This window comes from Vibrio sp. HM8-C (assembly GCF_058630515.1).
The window spans coordinates 386,701-401,680 of the sequence record NZ_JBMMKS010000001.1 but is presented as its reverse complement, the minus strand read 5'-3'; the positions used below and the strand labels follow the sequence as shown (position 1 = coordinate 401,680).

At 44.1% G+C, this 14,980-nt stretch carries 14 protein-coding genes; 4 read left to right on the top strand and 10 right to left on the bottom strand.

Annotation, left to right across the window (positions count from 1 at the left end):
- Nucleotides 1-55: 55 nt before the first annotated feature.
- From lolE to lolC, 3 genes are read right to left on the bottom strand one after another with little or no spacing between them, the layout of a single operon-like run.
- Complete coding sequence (gene lolE, locus ACOSVQ_RS01825; protein WP_491980890.1) at nucleotides 56-1,300, bottom strand: lipoprotein-releasing ABC transporter permease subunit LolE; 1,245 nt, start codon at nucleotides 1,298-1,300, stop codon at nucleotides 56-58.
- Entirely contained in the window at nucleotides 1,300-1,986 is a 687-nt protein-coding gene (lolD, locus tag ACOSVQ_RS01820) for a lipoprotein-releasing ABC transporter ATP-binding protein LolD (RefSeq protein ID WP_491980889.1), read from the bottom strand. Before lolD ends, lolE begins: the two co-directional genes overlap by 1 nt.
- A complete protein-coding gene (gene lolC, locus ACOSVQ_RS01815; RefSeq protein WP_491980888.1) occupies nucleotides 1,979-3,187 on the bottom strand; it encodes a lipoprotein-releasing ABC transporter permease subunit LolC in 1,209 nt (402 codons plus the stop codon). Before lolC ends, lolD begins: the two co-directional genes overlap by 8 nt.
- A 227-nt stretch (nucleotides 3,188-3,414) precedes the next feature.
- Between lolC and ACOSVQ_RS01810 the strand changes: the two genes are divergently transcribed.
- The 4 genes from ACOSVQ_RS01810 to ACOSVQ_RS01795 all read left to right on the top strand — a co-directional run bounded on the left by ACOSVQ_RS01810 (nucleotide 3,415) and on the right by ACOSVQ_RS01795 (nucleotide 8,906).
- Nucleotides 3,415-3,984, top strand: coding sequence for a PilZ domain-containing protein (locus ACOSVQ_RS01810; protein WP_491980887.1), 570 nt, complete (start codon nucleotides 3,415-3,417; stop codon nucleotides 3,982-3,984).
- 8 nt (nucleotides 3,985-3,992) lie between these two features.
- Nucleotides 3,993-7,454, top strand: coding sequence for a transcription-repair coupling factor (gene mfd, locus ACOSVQ_RS01805; RefSeq protein ID WP_491980886.1), 3,462 nt, complete (start codon nucleotides 3,993-3,995; stop codon nucleotides 7,452-7,454).
- Between the two features lie 73 nt (nucleotides 7,455-7,527).
- Nucleotides 7,528-8,298 (top strand): peptidoglycan binding protein CsiV, encoded by a 771-nt coding sequence (locus ACOSVQ_RS01800; protein WP_491980885.1) that lies wholly within the window; start codon nucleotides 7,528-7,530, stop codon nucleotides 8,296-8,298.
- A 71-nt stretch (nucleotides 8,299-8,369) separates the two neighbouring features.
- On the top strand, nucleotides 8,370-8,906 hold the full coding sequence (locus ACOSVQ_RS01795; protein WP_491980884.1) for a GNAT family N-acetyltransferase: 537 nt from the start codon (nucleotides 8,370-8,372) through the stop codon (nucleotides 8,904-8,906).
- Between the two features lie 101 nt (nucleotides 8,907-9,007).
- Here ACOSVQ_RS01795 and ACOSVQ_RS01790 read toward each other — a convergent pair whose 3' ends face one another.
- From ACOSVQ_RS01790 to hinT, 7 genes are all read right to left on the bottom strand, one after another.
- Nucleotides 9,008-10,297 carry an NAD(P)/FAD-dependent oxidoreductase gene (locus tag ACOSVQ_RS01790; protein ID WP_491980883.1) on the bottom strand — a complete coding sequence of 430 codons (1,290 nt, stop codon included), beginning with the start codon at nucleotides 10,295-10,297 and terminating at the stop codon, nucleotides 9,008-9,010.
- A 340-nt stretch (nucleotides 10,298-10,637) separates the two neighbouring features.
- Nucleotides 10,638-11,177 (bottom strand): alpha/beta hydrolase YcfP, encoded by a 540-nt coding sequence (ycfP, locus tag ACOSVQ_RS01785; protein ID WP_491980882.1) that lies wholly within the window; start codon nucleotides 11,175-11,177, stop codon nucleotides 10,638-10,640.
- 100 nt (nucleotides 11,178-11,277) lie between these two features.
- Nucleotides 11,278-12,132: a phosphotransferase gene (locus tag ACOSVQ_RS01780; RefSeq protein ID WP_491980881.1), complete on the bottom strand. Its 855-nt coding sequence runs from the start codon at nucleotides 12,130-12,132 to the stop codon at nucleotides 11,278-11,280.
- 34 nt (nucleotides 12,133-12,166) lie between these two features.
- Nucleotides 12,167-12,757: a penicillin-binding protein activator LpoB gene (gene lpoB / locus ACOSVQ_RS01775; RefSeq protein WP_491980880.1), complete on the bottom strand. Its 591-nt coding sequence runs from the start codon at nucleotides 12,755-12,757 to the stop codon at nucleotides 12,167-12,169.
- 20 nt (nucleotides 12,758-12,777) lie between these two features.
- A complete protein-coding gene (locus tag ACOSVQ_RS01770) occupies nucleotides 12,778-13,167 on the bottom strand; it encodes a YcfL family putative periplasmic lipoprotein (protein WP_491980879.1) in 390 nt (129 codons plus the stop codon).
- Nucleotides 13,167-14,561 (bottom strand): COG3014 family protein, encoded by a 1,395-nt coding sequence (locus ACOSVQ_RS01765; protein ID WP_491980878.1) that lies wholly within the window; start codon nucleotides 14,559-14,561, stop codon nucleotides 13,167-13,169. The genes ACOSVQ_RS01770 and ACOSVQ_RS01765 overlap by 1 nt, the downstream gene beginning before the upstream one ends.
- A gap of 65 nt (nucleotides 14,562-14,626) precedes the next feature.
- Nucleotides 14,627-14,977, bottom strand: coding sequence for a purine nucleoside phosphoramidase (hinT, locus tag ACOSVQ_RS01760; protein ID WP_042486751.1), 351 nt, complete (start codon nucleotides 14,975-14,977; stop codon nucleotides 14,627-14,629).
- Nucleotides 14,978-14,980 lie beyond the last annotated feature (3 nt).

The following is a 14,980-nucleotide window of genomic DNA, read 5'->3' as shown; positions in this document are numbered from 1 at the left end:
AGGACCTAACGGTCCTTTTTTTGCATTTTGATCTTCTAGCTTAAACCGCACTGGCCTACTTACTACTTAACACTGCCGCAGGGTTTAATTTACTTGCACGAGAAGCTGGATACCAAGTAGCAAGCAGACTTAAGGCGATAGCAGTACCGGAAACTAAAAACACGTCTCCTGCTATAACTTGTGATGGTAAGAAGTCGACAAAATAGATGTCGCCGGATAAGAATTTATGTCCAATCAAGGACTCAAGTGCTTTCACCATTGGCGTCAAGTTCAGCGCCACCATTACACCAAACACGCTCCCTACTACACCACCAAGCACCCCAGAAAAGACACCTTGCCAAACAAAAATACGTTTCACCAATCCGTCGCTTGCACCCATAGTACGAAGGATGGCGATTTCCGCAGCTCTGTCTTTTACCGCCATCATCAGCGTAGAAACGATGTTGAAGCTGGCAACGCCGATCACTAGCACCATGACCAGATACATAATGCTGCGTACCATCTGAATATCACGATAGAGGAAACCAAACTTTTGTTGCCAGCTACGAAGATAGACATATTCATTTAACGTCGTTCCCACCTCACGAACGACATTGGTCGCCGTCAGAACATCACGGACTTTGATAGAGACACCTGTAACCGCATCCCCCAAATTCGAATATTGTTGCGCATCTTCAATTGGAAGCAGCGCCAGACTGTGATCGATTTGACCGTTAAGAGCTAGGAGACCCGCAATTTTTACCCGCACGCGTTTTGGGGCTTGCACTTTGTTTTCATTGTTCGTGCTAGGAATCATTAACGTAATGAAATCGCCAACTTTAGCATCCAACTTATCAGCAACACCCTTACCAAGAATCACTTGCTGTTGACCAGCAGTAAAAGACTGCCAAGCATTGTCTGTCACATATTGTGAAAGGCTGGATACAGCACGTTCCATTTGAGGGTCGATACCTCGCACTTCTATCGCTTTAAGTTGAGCACCTTTCTCTGCTAAGGCTGTCATTTTCACATAGGGAGCTGCAGCCTCCACTTCTCCATTTTGATTGGCTTTCAATACAATATCTTGCCAATTTCGAATGGGGTCTCGTACGCCTTCGAACTCACCATGAGGGATGACAGACAAAACTCGATTTTGTAATTCACGCTCAAAGCCATTCATCGCAGATAAACCAATGATGATAACTGCAACGCCAACAGCAATTCCGATAGTTGAAGAAAGGGAGATGAACGACACCATTTTATTGCGCTGTTTCGCGCGACTAAATCGGCCGCCAATAAACATCGACAGTGAAGAGAACACTACGCCTCCTCCACATCTAGCAACAGACCATCTTTCATGTGCATCTGGCGATCCATTTTTGCTGCCAGTTCGCCATCGTGAGTGACGACCAAAAAAGCAGTTCCAGACTCACGATTCAGTTCACGCATCAAATCGTAAATAGAAAGCGCCGTTGTATGATCCAAGTTACCTGTAGGCTCATCGGCGAGCACCAAATCCGGCTTATTCACTAGAGCTCTAGCGATAGCAACTCGCTGACGCTCACCACCAGATAATTCAGAAGGACGATGTTCCAAGCGATGGCTTAAGCCCACTCTTTCTAACAATGCTTGTGCCGAAGCTTTTGCTTCTGACACTTTCATACCGCCGATAAGCAACGGCATCGCTACGTTTTCCAGTGCAGAAAAATCGGCTAACAAGTGGTGGAATTGGTAAACAAAGCCCAAATGTCTATTGCGGATTTTTGCCTGCTTATTCGAATGTAACTTCGTCAAGTCTTGTCCTAAAAACTCCACACTACCTTCAGAAGCATCATCTAGCGCCCCCAAAATATGTAGCAGAGTACTTTTACCAGAACCTGAAGAACCGATAATTGAAACCAATTCGCCACGTTGAATATCGAAGCTGACGCCTTTTAATACCTGAGTTTCTAGTTCGCCTTCTTGATATGTTTTGCAAACTTGGTGACAACGTAAAAGGTTATTCATAACGCAAAGCCTCAGCGGGTTTAACAGAAGATGCTCGATAAGACGGGAAAAGAGTGGCAAGAAGGCTCAAGCATATCGCCAATACGACCACAACGAAGATTTGAGTTGAGTTAATTACGACAGGCAACTCGCCCCCCAAAGAGAACAAAGCAACACCCAAACTGTCCAAAATGGTATTCAAGTTACTTGCAAGCAATACACCTAAGGTTCCTCCGACGATAGCACCGATGACGCCGCTACTCGCCCCTTGAACCATAAAAATCGCCAACACTTGACGGTCAGTCATACCTTGAGTTTTCAAAATGGCGACTTCCGCCTGTTTCTCCATCACAACCATGATGAGAGCTGAAATGATATTAAATGCGGCAACACCAACAATTAGACCAAGCATTAAGCCCATCATGTTCTTTTCCATACCAACAGCTTGGAAAAGTTCACCACGTTGTTCACGCCAGTCTGTCCAATGCCAACCTTCAGGTAGTGATTTGTTCGAGAGTTCCCCAACCACAAATGGGTCTTCAAAAAACAGACGCCATCCTGAGACTGTATTTTGGTCGAACTTCAACAATTTCCCCGCATCACTGATGTGAGTGATCATTAGCTGACCATCGACATCAGAACCTGTATTGAAGATCCCTGCGACCGTAAAATTACGTTGGCTTGGTATGCGGCCGAGAGGTGTAAACTGGCTGGCACTCGTGACCATTAATCTCACTTTGTCATCAAGCGATACGTTGAGGCTACGAGCTAAGGTATGACCGAGAAACACTTGGTACTCTCCAGCTTTAAGCGACGACAGACTACCAGCGATAAGATAATCCATTATGGGGTCATTGACAGTTGGTTCAATACCCACCATCAGTCCTGCAGCTAACTGAGACGGACTTTGAATAACCGCTTCACTGCGAACTATCGGTTCGGGACTGCGCTGACTCGATAGCTGAGAAATAAATGCTGGCGGCTCAGGTGTTAAAGTCGTTTTATCTTGAGATTGCGAAATGACAGCCTGAGGCAAAACACCAAGAATGCGGCTTTTTAGCTGCGCTTCAAAACCGTTCATAACAGAAAGCACGGTTACCAAAGACATCACGCCTATGGTAATACCTGCGGTAGACATATATGACACGAATCGACTAAACCTGTCACCGGAGCGTCCTCTTAAATAACGCAGACCGATAAAGGTCGATATCGGATGAAACATAATAAAAACCAATCAAATAAGATGTCGCTACTGTAACTAGATTCCAGCCAAGGTTGTAGCTTTTCTTTGCCAAATCTGTGTAAGAGACAGATTTACTCACGCGAAATGCAAGAATCGATGTCCAAGCCATTAATGATGAGAAAACAATTATTTGCCTTTGAACAACAGGCATAACTTGATTACTTGGACGGTATGGCGATAATCAACAAAGAAAAGAAGGAACTTATATGACAGATCAAGAATTTTTCACTGTACATCATTCACTCACTATTAACGTCGAGCCATTGTCGGACGATTTCACTTTTCCTTCTTATGAGCAGTTCGTTACTGAGATTCCGGCGCCATTTATTGTTGCCAGTGAGTTTAGCCAACTGGATCAACTCAACGATGCCGCAAAGCTGGAACTTAAAAACAGCGACTTTAAACATGTTGTGCAGTTATTGGACACACAAAATTCTAAACTGAATCTGTTATTAACATTCATGTTGTCTCAACAAGATGACCCAACTCAACGCCAGCAAACCACCGCTTTTGGTGCAAGCCAATTGTCTTACGTAACCGTCAGTGCCCCAAGTATCGGCACTAAGCTGCGTATCAAACTATTTATAGAACATCCTGCTGCAGCAATTTATTGCTATGCCACCGTTCACAGTGTTGAAGAGCAGGATGTTGAAAAAGTGGTCACGGTAAAATACGATTTGCTGCGTGACACTGACCAAGACTTGCTGATCAAAGCTGCTCTCTATCAGCAGCAAAAACTATTGCGTCAGCGCTCTTTGGATAGAGATAAAACATAAGCGTTTCCATGACTAAAAAAACACTACTCTCTTTGAATTCGGCTTCAAGTGCCGGAGACAAAAAGCACATAGGCAACCTAACGGGCGCAAGTTTGGCGTTAGCCATTGCTGAAATAGCAAATGGTCATTCAGGACATACACTGCTTGCAGTACCCGATCCGCAGACTGCACTTAAGTTGCTGCATGAAATTGAGCAATTCAGTCATAGCGAAGTAGCTATTTTCCCCGATTGGGAAACCTTACCGTACGATAATTTTTCTCCTCATCAGGAAATCATTTCTGACCGTATCTCACGTCTGTATAACCTGCCGACGTTAACAGCAGGCATCACTATCGTACCCGTGAGTACGCTATTACAGCGCCAAACACCCAGAGATTTCTTGCTGCAGCACACCTTGATGGTCAAACGCGGCGATCTATTCTCCCTAGAAAAGCTAAGAATCCAACTGGAGAAATCGGGTTACCGCCATGTTGACCAAGTGTTCGGCCCTGGTGAATACGCCAGTCGTGGTTCTATTCTTGACCTGTTTCCAATGGGCAGTTCGGATCCATATCGCATTGATTTCTTTGATGATGAAATTGATACCATCCGCACTTTCGATCCAGAAAATCAGCGTTCAATTGAAGAGATTCAGGATATCTGCCTGTTACCAGCACACGAGTTCCCAACGACCGAAAGTGCAATAGAAGATTTTCGTATTCGTTGGCGTCAGCGCTTTGAAGCCCGTCGTGAACCTGAATCCGTTTACATGCAAGTGTCTAAAGGCACATGGCCAGCCGGTATCGAATACTGGCAACCGCTATTTTTTGAACAGACAGAAACTCTATTCGATTATTTGCCCGCGAACAGCCAACTGATTTCCGTCGGTGAGTTAGAGAAATCGATTGACCAGTTTTTAACTGACGTCGACTACCGCTATGATCAGCGCAAAATCGATCCACTTCGTCCACTGCTACCGCCAGAAGAGTTGTGGCTTAAAAAAGATGAACTGTTTACTCAGTTCAAAGAGTTGCCTCATACCCTAATGAGTGTCGACCCTGTGGCCGAAAAAGCGGGTCGCAGCAACCTAGATATCAGCCCTCTACCTCCGCTCGCCGTTCAGCATCAAAATAAAGAACCGATGGCAGCACTTCGTCAGTTTAGCGAGCAATTTAAAGGCAAAGTTGTCTTTTCTGTAGAGTCGGAAGGGCGTCGAGAAGCACTGCTTGAGCTGTTGCAACAGATTAAGCTACGTCCACACAGTAAAAGCTCGTTTGACCAAGCTTTGGAAAGTAGCGATAAGTTTTCACTGATATTGGGTTCCTCAGAACACGGCTTCATTTTTGGAACGGATAAATTAGCGCTTATTTGCGAAAGCGATCTACTCGGCGACCGCGTTATTCAAAGACGCCGAAAAGAACGTAAAGCGACCAATAGTGATGCAGTTATTCGTAACCTTGCCGAACTCAAACCAGGTCAACCGGTTGTCCATATTGATCACGGCATCGGTCGCTATGTTGGGCTGCAAACGTTAGAAGCTGGAGGCTTAACCACCGAGTTCGTCACTCTAGAGTATTTGAATGATGCCAAGCTCTATGTGCCAGTATCTTCATTGAATCTAATTAGCCGCTATTCAGGTGGCGCAGAAGAAAGTGCACCTTTACATAAACTCGGTAGCGAATCATGGACTAAAGCTCGCACTAAAGCCGCGGAAAAAGTTCGTGATGTGGCAGCAGAGTTATTAGACGTCTACGCCAAGCGTGAACTTAAACCGGGTTTTAAATTCACTCTCGACCGAGATCAGTACGCGACATTCAAAGCAGGTTTCCCGTTTGAAGAAACTGACGATCAGGCAATGGCTATTAACGCCGTATTGTCTGACATGTGCCAAGCGAAAGCGATGGATAGACTGGTGTGTGGTGACGTGGGCTTTGGTAAAACCGAAGTGGCCATGCGCGCGGCATTCTTGTGTACTGACAACGATAAACAAGTTGCGGTTCTCGTTCCAACCACACTTCTAGCACAGCAACATTTTGAAAACTTCCGAGACCGATTTGCCAATCTGCCAATACGTGTCGAAGTGTTGTCGCGATTCAAATCCGCAAAAGAGCAGAAACAGATTCTACAAGATGTCGCTGATGGTAAAGTCGACATTCTCGTTGGTACTCATAAGCTACTTTCTAACGATATCCAGTTCGCTGATTTAGGATTACTCATCGTCGATGAAGAACACCGCTTCGGCGTACGTCAGAAAGAAAAAGTGAAAGCGATGCGTACCGACGTCGACATACTTACGCTAACTGCAACGCCAATTCCTCGTACCTTGAATATGGCTATGAGTGGGATGCGCGATCTGTCGATCATTGCCACTCCACCAGCAAGACGTTTGGCGATTAAAACCTTTGTACGTCAAAGTGAAGACAGTGTGATTCGTGAAGCAGTGCTGCGTGAAATTATGCGTGGCGGTCAGGTTTACTTCTTGCACAATCAGGTCGAAACCATAGAGAAAGTGGCTGAAGACTTGGCGAAACTCATCCCTGAAGCTCGTATTACGACTGCACATGGACAAATGCGAGAACGTGAGCTGGAACGTGTGATGAATGATTTCTATCACCAGCGATTCAACCTGTTAGTGTGTACAACTATTATTGAAACGGGTATCGATGTTCCAACGGCGAACACTATTATCATGAACCGCGCGGATTCATTAGGTTTGGCACAGTTACACCAGTTGCGTGGTCGCGTGGGTCGTTCTCACCACCAAGCTTACGCCTATTTACTTACACCTCCACCTAAAGCGATTACCAAAGATGCCGTTAAACGTCTTGAAGCAATTGCGTCATTAGAAGATCTTGGGGCTGGGTTTACATTGGCAACCCACGACTTAGAAATTCGAGGGGCTGGCGAGCTATTAGGTGATGAACAGAGTGGTCAAATTCAATCTATCGGTTTCACTCTTTACATGGAGATGTTGGAGCAAGCGGTAGAAGCTTTGAAATCAGGTAAAGAGCCATCATTAGATGACTTGTTACGTGAGCAGACCGAAGTGGAAATGCGTTTACCCGCTCTACTTCCTGAAGATTACATCCCTGATATCAATACTCGCCTGTCAATGTACAAACAAATTGCCAGCGTACATGATGAGAACGAGCTCGCAGAGCTCAAAGTAGAACTGATTGACCGTTTCGGAAAACTGCCGGACGCAGCGCTGAACCTGCTGGCGCTTGCGCAGCTGAAACTTGATGCCGCCGAACTTAAGATCCGTAAGATTGAAGCCCACGAAAAAGGTGGCTACATTGAGTTCTATCCAAATGCTGACATTAACCCTATGTTTTTGGTTAAACTGTTGCAGTCTCAACCGAAAAAATTTGCGATGGATGGTCCAACCAAATTCAAGTATGCGGTACCATTAGTCGACAGAAGAGAACGAATTCAGTTTGTTGCAGACATGTTGGGTGAATTCCAGCAAAATCTACTTCCAACAGCGTAAAGGCTTTCTCAGTAAACAAAGATTAAGCCATAAAAATGATGTAAGGTGCCCTGCACCGAATGACGGAGTCATAATGAAGAAACTGATCCCATTACTGCTTTTACTTGTTTCTATGCCGAGTTTGGCTCAGAGACAATTTGATATTGAAGTGATTATCTTCAAAAGAGCAGTTGATGCAGAAAAAATCAGCGAATCTTGGCCAGATAATCTGCCTGAAATTAACATGGCAAAGGCTGGTACTTTTTCTGATGCGACTTACCGCCAAACCAAAGGCGTTAAGATGCTCGCTTATTCAGATTATCAACTGACTAACCAAGTCCAAGAACTGAAAAAGCACGCTGGTTTTGACGTATTGCTGCACACAGCATGGCGTCAGGGAGACGAAGGCCGAAGCGCGGCTCCTGTATTCCATATTCAGGCAGGTAAAGACTACTCTCGTCAATATCGCCCTGATGGTAGCGCGATTGGAAGTTCTTCGACTCAAACATCCATAGATGGGGTAACAGAACAAAGTTTCGCTAAACCGTTCTACGAGCTAGACGGTACTTTGCAAATCTATGTTCAGCATTATCTATACGCTGAAGTAATGATGGATTTGAAAGAACCAAGCGTACGTGAAGTTCTAATGCAAGATGAGCCCCTAGAGCTGACCTCAACAGATATGCAGGCTGACGGTACAGTTCAGGCGGGTAACTTAGCGCCAGTTTCTCCTACACGAAAAGTAGAATCATTTTTGAAAAGCTACCGTATCGACCAGAAACGACGTATGAGAAGTAGTGAAACACACTATTTGGATCACCCGTTAATGGGCATGATTATCCAAGTTCGAAAAGTAGAAGAATAGTAAAACCTAAAGCGCCCTGTGGGCGCTTTTTTGTATGTGTAACGGCCAATAACAAGGGTTGATATGTAACCATGTTGCCAGATTTTCAAATAGTGACTCAACGATTGCAGCTACGATTACTTAAGCTTGAAGAAGCGCAAGTACTTTCAGATTGCATTAGTCACTCTCCTTCCCTTCATCAATGGGTAGATTGGTGTCATGACGGGTTTTCTAAAAAAGATGCCGAACAGTTCATCTTAGCGAACCGATTGAATTGGGTGAAAGCCGATGCTTACGGTTTCGGGGTCTTTGACAAACAGCAGAAATTTGTAGGCATGGTCGCCATTAACGAGTTTTATCGTGTATTCAACATGGCAAGTTTGGGCTATTGGATAGCAGATGACTTCCAACATAAAGGCTTCGGGAAAGAGGCTGTCGATGCCCTGATAGAGTTTTGCTTTAGTCAGCTAAAACTAACCAGAATAGAAATTGTTTGTGATACAGAGAATTTGCCCAGCCAAAAACTGGCTCTTGCTTGTGGCGCAGTAAAAGAGAATGTTGCCCGCAACCGCTTCCTGTTTAACGACCAGCCAAAAGACGGCATCGTTTTCTCACTTATCCCAGAATAGAACAATGCTAATTACTCAGCTTCGTTGCTATTTGAATGCAGCGTACAGACATAAAAAATCCCACTCTTGGAAGTGGGATTTTAATCGTCAATCAGAACTGATTAGTGCAGTTTCAAATTAGGACGTAATACTCGGTTGATACGACCAACCAACATCATCAAACCTGTCTTGAAGATGCCATGAAGAGCCATCTGGTGCATACGGTATAGCGAAATATACACAACGCGTGCAATGCGCCCCTCAACCATCATCGAACCTTTTGTTAGGTTCCCCATCAAGCTACCTACGGTAGAGAAACGGCTTAGAGATACAAGTGAACCATGATCCTTGTAAACATAAGGTTTTAGTTCACGACCATTAAGCATAGCAACGATATTTCTAAACGCTTGTGAAGACATCTGGTGAGCTGCTTGAGCACGTGGTGGCACAAATGAACCATCAGGCTGTGTACATTGAGCAAGGTCACCGATAGCAAAGATACTATCGTCACGAGTCGTTTGCAGAGTATCTTTTACCACCAGCTGGTTGATGCGGTTAGTCTCAAGACCTGCGATATCTTTCATGAAATCAGGCGCTTTAATACCCGCAGCCCATACCATGATCTGTGCAGTGATCTTCTCGCCATCTTTCGTGGTTAAGCCGTCTTTATCAGCTTGTGTAACCATAGTAGCCGTACGTACGTTTACACCAAGCTTAGTTAGCTCACTGTATGCAGCAGAAGAGATACGAGGAGGCAAAGCAGGAAGAATACGTTCACCCGCTTCAATCAGGTTTACGTTCAGCTTGCTTGAATCTAGATCGCCGAAGCCATATGTACGAAGTTCTTTCACAGCATTGTGAAGCTCAGCTGACAGTTCAACACCCGTCGCACCAGCACCAACAATTGCGATATCTACAGTGCCTTGACCATTTTTCGCATGCAGCTTCAAAAACTCATTATTCATTTCTGTACGGAAACGATGAGCTTGTTCTGGGCTATCTAGGAAAATACAGTTTTCGCGAACACCCGGAGTATTGAAATCGTTTGATGTAGAACCAATTGCCATAACCAGAATGTCATATGCCAGTTCGCGTTTAGGCATCAACAGTTCACCGTGATCGTCAAACAACTCGCTTAATACGATTTTTTTACCTTCACGGTCTATCGACTCTAGACTGCCTAATTGGAAATCAAAGCTGTGGTTTTTAGCGTGCGCACGATAGCTCAGCGCATCAACACCTTCATCCAACGAACCAGTAGCAACTTCATGTAAAAGAGGCTTCCATAGGTGGCTTGATTTGCGGTCTACCAGAGTAATATCTGCTCGGTTCTTACGGCCCAAGGTGCGTCCAAGCTTAGTAGCAAGCTCAAGACCACCGGCGCCACCACCGACTACAATAATGCGTGTCACAACAACATTCCTCAAAAATAATGAAAAATCAAAGATCAGCATGACAGGTTCACACTGAAGAAATTCTTAAATTTGTACTAAGCTCTGTGCTTCCGAGGCTATTTTTAATGCTACTTGTTCGGGACTAAACTGGACTGACTTCTAAATTTTAGGCAAGTTTTGTGTCTTGCTCTTGGTCGTTTTTTTGACATACATCAAATTTATTTCGAGGCTCACATTATATAGAGCTAAATCCTCTGTGCAACCTTATATTCATTCAAATTGTAGGGAAATAAACCATACGTTGCACAATAAAAAACGGCCTCAAAATCGGCCGTTTTCTAGATTAAAACTAATAATATCAAGCGGTTTTAAAAGCTTTTATCGCTTGAAGATGCTGAGAGATTTTCTTGAACTTATGAGACTGTGTATCATCCCAAATGATGTCATAGTAGTCTTCTAATGCTTGGGCTGTTTGCTGGTTATCAAGCATCTCATCATTACGAGAAAGTATGACTAAGCAGCGCCCCTTGTTTTTCATGCGATACTGCTCAACACACTTAGTGGCAATGTCGTCGTATTCTTCTGGGCGATCGATTTTACCGCTCATATTGTTTTCTGGGTTTAGATTCGGATTAAGAATCACTTGTTTAATACCGCATAGAAAACCAATACGCTCTGACCAATAGCCACCCAAACCTACGCCACAAATGATTGGATTTGGATCTTTAGAATGCTCAATCGCTTTGTGAACTTCTTTCAGAAGATGCTGCATATCGTGCTTTGGATGTAAGGTACTGTAGCTGACAAAGCGCACATCATCATCGATGAATTGCAATTGTAGAACTTTTTCGTGGTTCCCTGGACTGGTTGAGTCGAAACCGTGTAAATAAATAATCATAATACTCCCCCGCTCCTTGAGGTTTTAATCTACCACGAACAATAAGGTTTTAAAGTAAATCGTACGTAAACTAACGATACATAAATGAGAAACAGTGATCCTAACTACAAAATGTTTCTTTTATTTGAAGGGCCTGATGATAATAGTACTCGTCCCCCCACAATTGAAAAGCAAGTAAGTACCACAGCATTGACATGACAGTGGTTCGAGGTAGCCATGCTTTTGCACCTTCAATCCAAGTATCTATGTCTTCTATTTCTCGCAACTGGCAATAACGTGCAATAGCTTCGACTGGATTCTCTCCTGCCACATCGATACTTAAAGCTAAGTCCATTCTTGGGTCTGCAATTGAAGCATATTCCCAATCAATCACTTTAAGACCATCATCCGTTTTGACCATGTTGTAGCCCGCAAGATCAAAATGACACAGTGAATATCCAACATTGGTCAGGCTAGGCGGATTACGCCATTCGCGATACAACTTTTCAAACTCTGGAGTTTTCAAATGCTCTTTGATTTGAAACCAATAATGATCCATACGCGCGGAAAATGAGAATGGCACAACTGGAATTTTAGTGGTGTCGATTGTGTGTATTCTTGCCTGAATTTTTAGCAGTGAGTCAAAGTTAACGCCATCGTGTAATGATTGCCCTTCAACCCATTCAACCAACAAGCCTTGGTCGCTAATGAATATCGCCTCAGGGCCGATATGGGTCGATTCAATGGCTTTGAGAATCTGATATTCCTGAAAACGAGAGATAGAGAATGCTTTGGTGATAGGAGTATTCGGTCGCCAAACATAGGCTTTACCCTTTTGGCACACCACTTTCCAACAGCGGTTCGTTAAACCACCAGTAAGCGTTTGTGCGTATTCAGGCGGAAATGAAAAAAAGTGAGCAACAGACTGTAACGTTGGGTCCAACTGACACGCTTCATGCCAAGACATTCTCGCCATCGCTCACCTCTTTCGCTTTCCGCACTAAATCGGATTAAAGACCAAGTAAACTTTTAGACTCTTGCTTACGAATTTCAGTTTCATCAGCCCATTCGATTAGGCCAGTTTGCAAATCCATTAAACGCATGGTCATTTTGTAGTAAACGTCTTTGTCACTTCCGGCATTCTTCACAATGCTGGCTAGGTTTCCGTACAACATATATTGAGCTCCAACCATTTTGCCGAATTGGATTGCAGTACTTTGGTTCACAAGCTCGTCATTATTTTGGAAGTTCAGCTGCTCACGAACAGATTCTACACGGTCCATATCGACGAAGCGGAACTTACCTGAGTTCAACATCTTAGTACTGATTGTGTCAGTGATTGATTCAGTATCAATATGCTCACTGGTTTTATTCTTGATTCGTTCGACAAAAACGATTGGTCTAGCATCACGAGTAATCGCAGCAACTGAGCCTGACATCATCATGCTATCTACCATTTCACCTGCGATTTTTTGTAGGTCTGTCGAACCAAAATCAACCGTCACTGTTTCTACTGCTTGCGCATCACCGTAACTGACTTTGTTTGAACATCCACCAAGAACCACCGCTAATCCAAGCAACGCAATAACACTCTTGTTCATTTGTCTTCCTCTAAAATTGCCTAGTCGTCAGATTCACGGATCTGAACACGAAATTGTTTTCCATTTGGATTCACCGACACTTCCGAGATAGAGATACTTTCCATGCCGCGTATCACCGCTTGCTTCCAAGGAGCAAGACGGGTATTTACTTCCAAACCGTTATCATCATACCAATAGAATCGGTACTGTATGTTTTGGTCACCATTGTAATTGCTAACTAAGCGAACCACGCCTCGTGCATGCCCGTCTACATCTACGGTAGAAATGTCGTCAATAACCAAGCGACTTCCTAATACGTTGTCGGCAAATAACACTCTCTGCGACTCACCTTCAACACTTAACCCTGCGGTATTTTTACTACAGCCCACTATCGCTAATGTCGACAGTAAAGCTATCAGCCATTTTTTCATCACAATTTCCCTAGTTGCTTATGCCACATGGTTGCATTTGACCCTTGTTGGGAAACCCAAACAAGGGTGGTTCCTTGATCCGGTACATTGAAGCTGTATGACTTCCCAGCTGCATTCAATGTTTGCTCACCTGACTGAACGATTTCGCTCGTACCATGAACCGTTGCCGGCAATGTAATCCAGCTGCGCGTATCTGGTTGCTCTGTTAGGGTATTCCAAACATTCAGAACCAAGTTTCCAACATCATTGCTATTAGTCGTTTCTTTACGTAGTTGGTCTTTTGCTACTACACGTAAAGCTTGTCGAATAGCGATTGCTGGCATTTTTTCAGACAGATTCCGTTGTGCCATTAAATCAACGTTAGTTAACGGTGTAGAAGTTATCTCCTTACCATTTAACTGCAAATGAAACTTCTGTTGCACTACGTTGTTGTTATAGTACGGCAAAGCTAAAGAATACAGTGCACTGTTGCCTCTGCTGTCATAGAGAGGTAAAGATAAGCGCCAGCTCTCCATAGCTTTAACCACACCTTGCTCATCTAAAATGATAACTCTACCTTCACCCGCTTGCAGAGATTGTGCCGAACCGTATTGTTTTTCCAACAATACCAAGTCTTCTTTCATTGCAAGACGTTTGGCTACTCGTAAAGTTCCATCAATAACAGCTTGATTTTCGGGCGCTACAGCTAATGCACGACGGTAATCTACATAAGCACTATTAAGATCGTTGGAAGCTTCATAAAGCAGGGCTGATAGATAAAGCAGATAACCATTCTGCACCGCCTGCAAAGTTTTGCCTGCGTCTGGGTATTTGGAAAGCACACTTCCGAGATTAGCACTAACGCCATTTTCACGAAGTTGACTCTGCGCGCTTTCTAGCTCGGCTTCACGACTTGCGCGGGCTTGCTCCTGAACCTGATTCGCGCGACGCATTTCCACGAGCGCACCATCAAGATCATTGGCATGAACATAGTTCAGACCTAAATAAAGGTGCAAAAATCCCAACTCATAATCTGCCGGTTGGTAATTATTCAAGTTATCGTTAACGGCCAGTGAACCAACGCTTGTCGCGGTGTCAGATACCGAGATGACCGCCTTGCTTTGCTGCTCTTTAATGGCTGAATCAGACAGTTCTAATGTCGTTTTACTCTCGGCATACTGCTCATTCAAAAAGTAGACTCGGCCTTTTTCCAAATTATCAAGAATGTCGCCAGCTACATAATCTTCAAATAGATCGGTTGCTTCTGAGTATTGACCCTGTTTGACTGTTTGATACAGGTCTTGATTCTGCGCACTGTAATGACTGAACAAGTTGCCAGCCGTCATGTTGGCGCACGCACTTAGCAGTAAACAAGCTATGGAAACCGTAATGTGTCGCTTATTAGCCTTCACCACACACTCCGCAAAAAATTAGGATGGAAACAATAATGCCCCGTTGTAACACAGGGCATTATTCATACTTAGCTCATCAATAGTGGGCCTAATGGACGACCACCGACAAGGTGCATGTGGATATGGTAAACCTCTTGTCCACCGTGAGAGTTACAGTTCACAAGTAGACGGTATCCATCTTCTGCAATCCCTTCTTCCTTAGCCAATTTTTTAGCCACGGTAAACATGCGGCCAAGAGCAAGTTCATCACTCTCTTCCACGTCATTTACTGTTGGAATCAACTTGTTTGGAATGATCAGAATGTGGCTTGGAGCGCGAGGATTGATATCGCGAAATGCTGTTACTAAATCGTCCTGATAAAGGATATCTGCTGAGATCTCTTTGCGAATAATTTTACTGAAAATGGTTTCCTCAGCCATAAA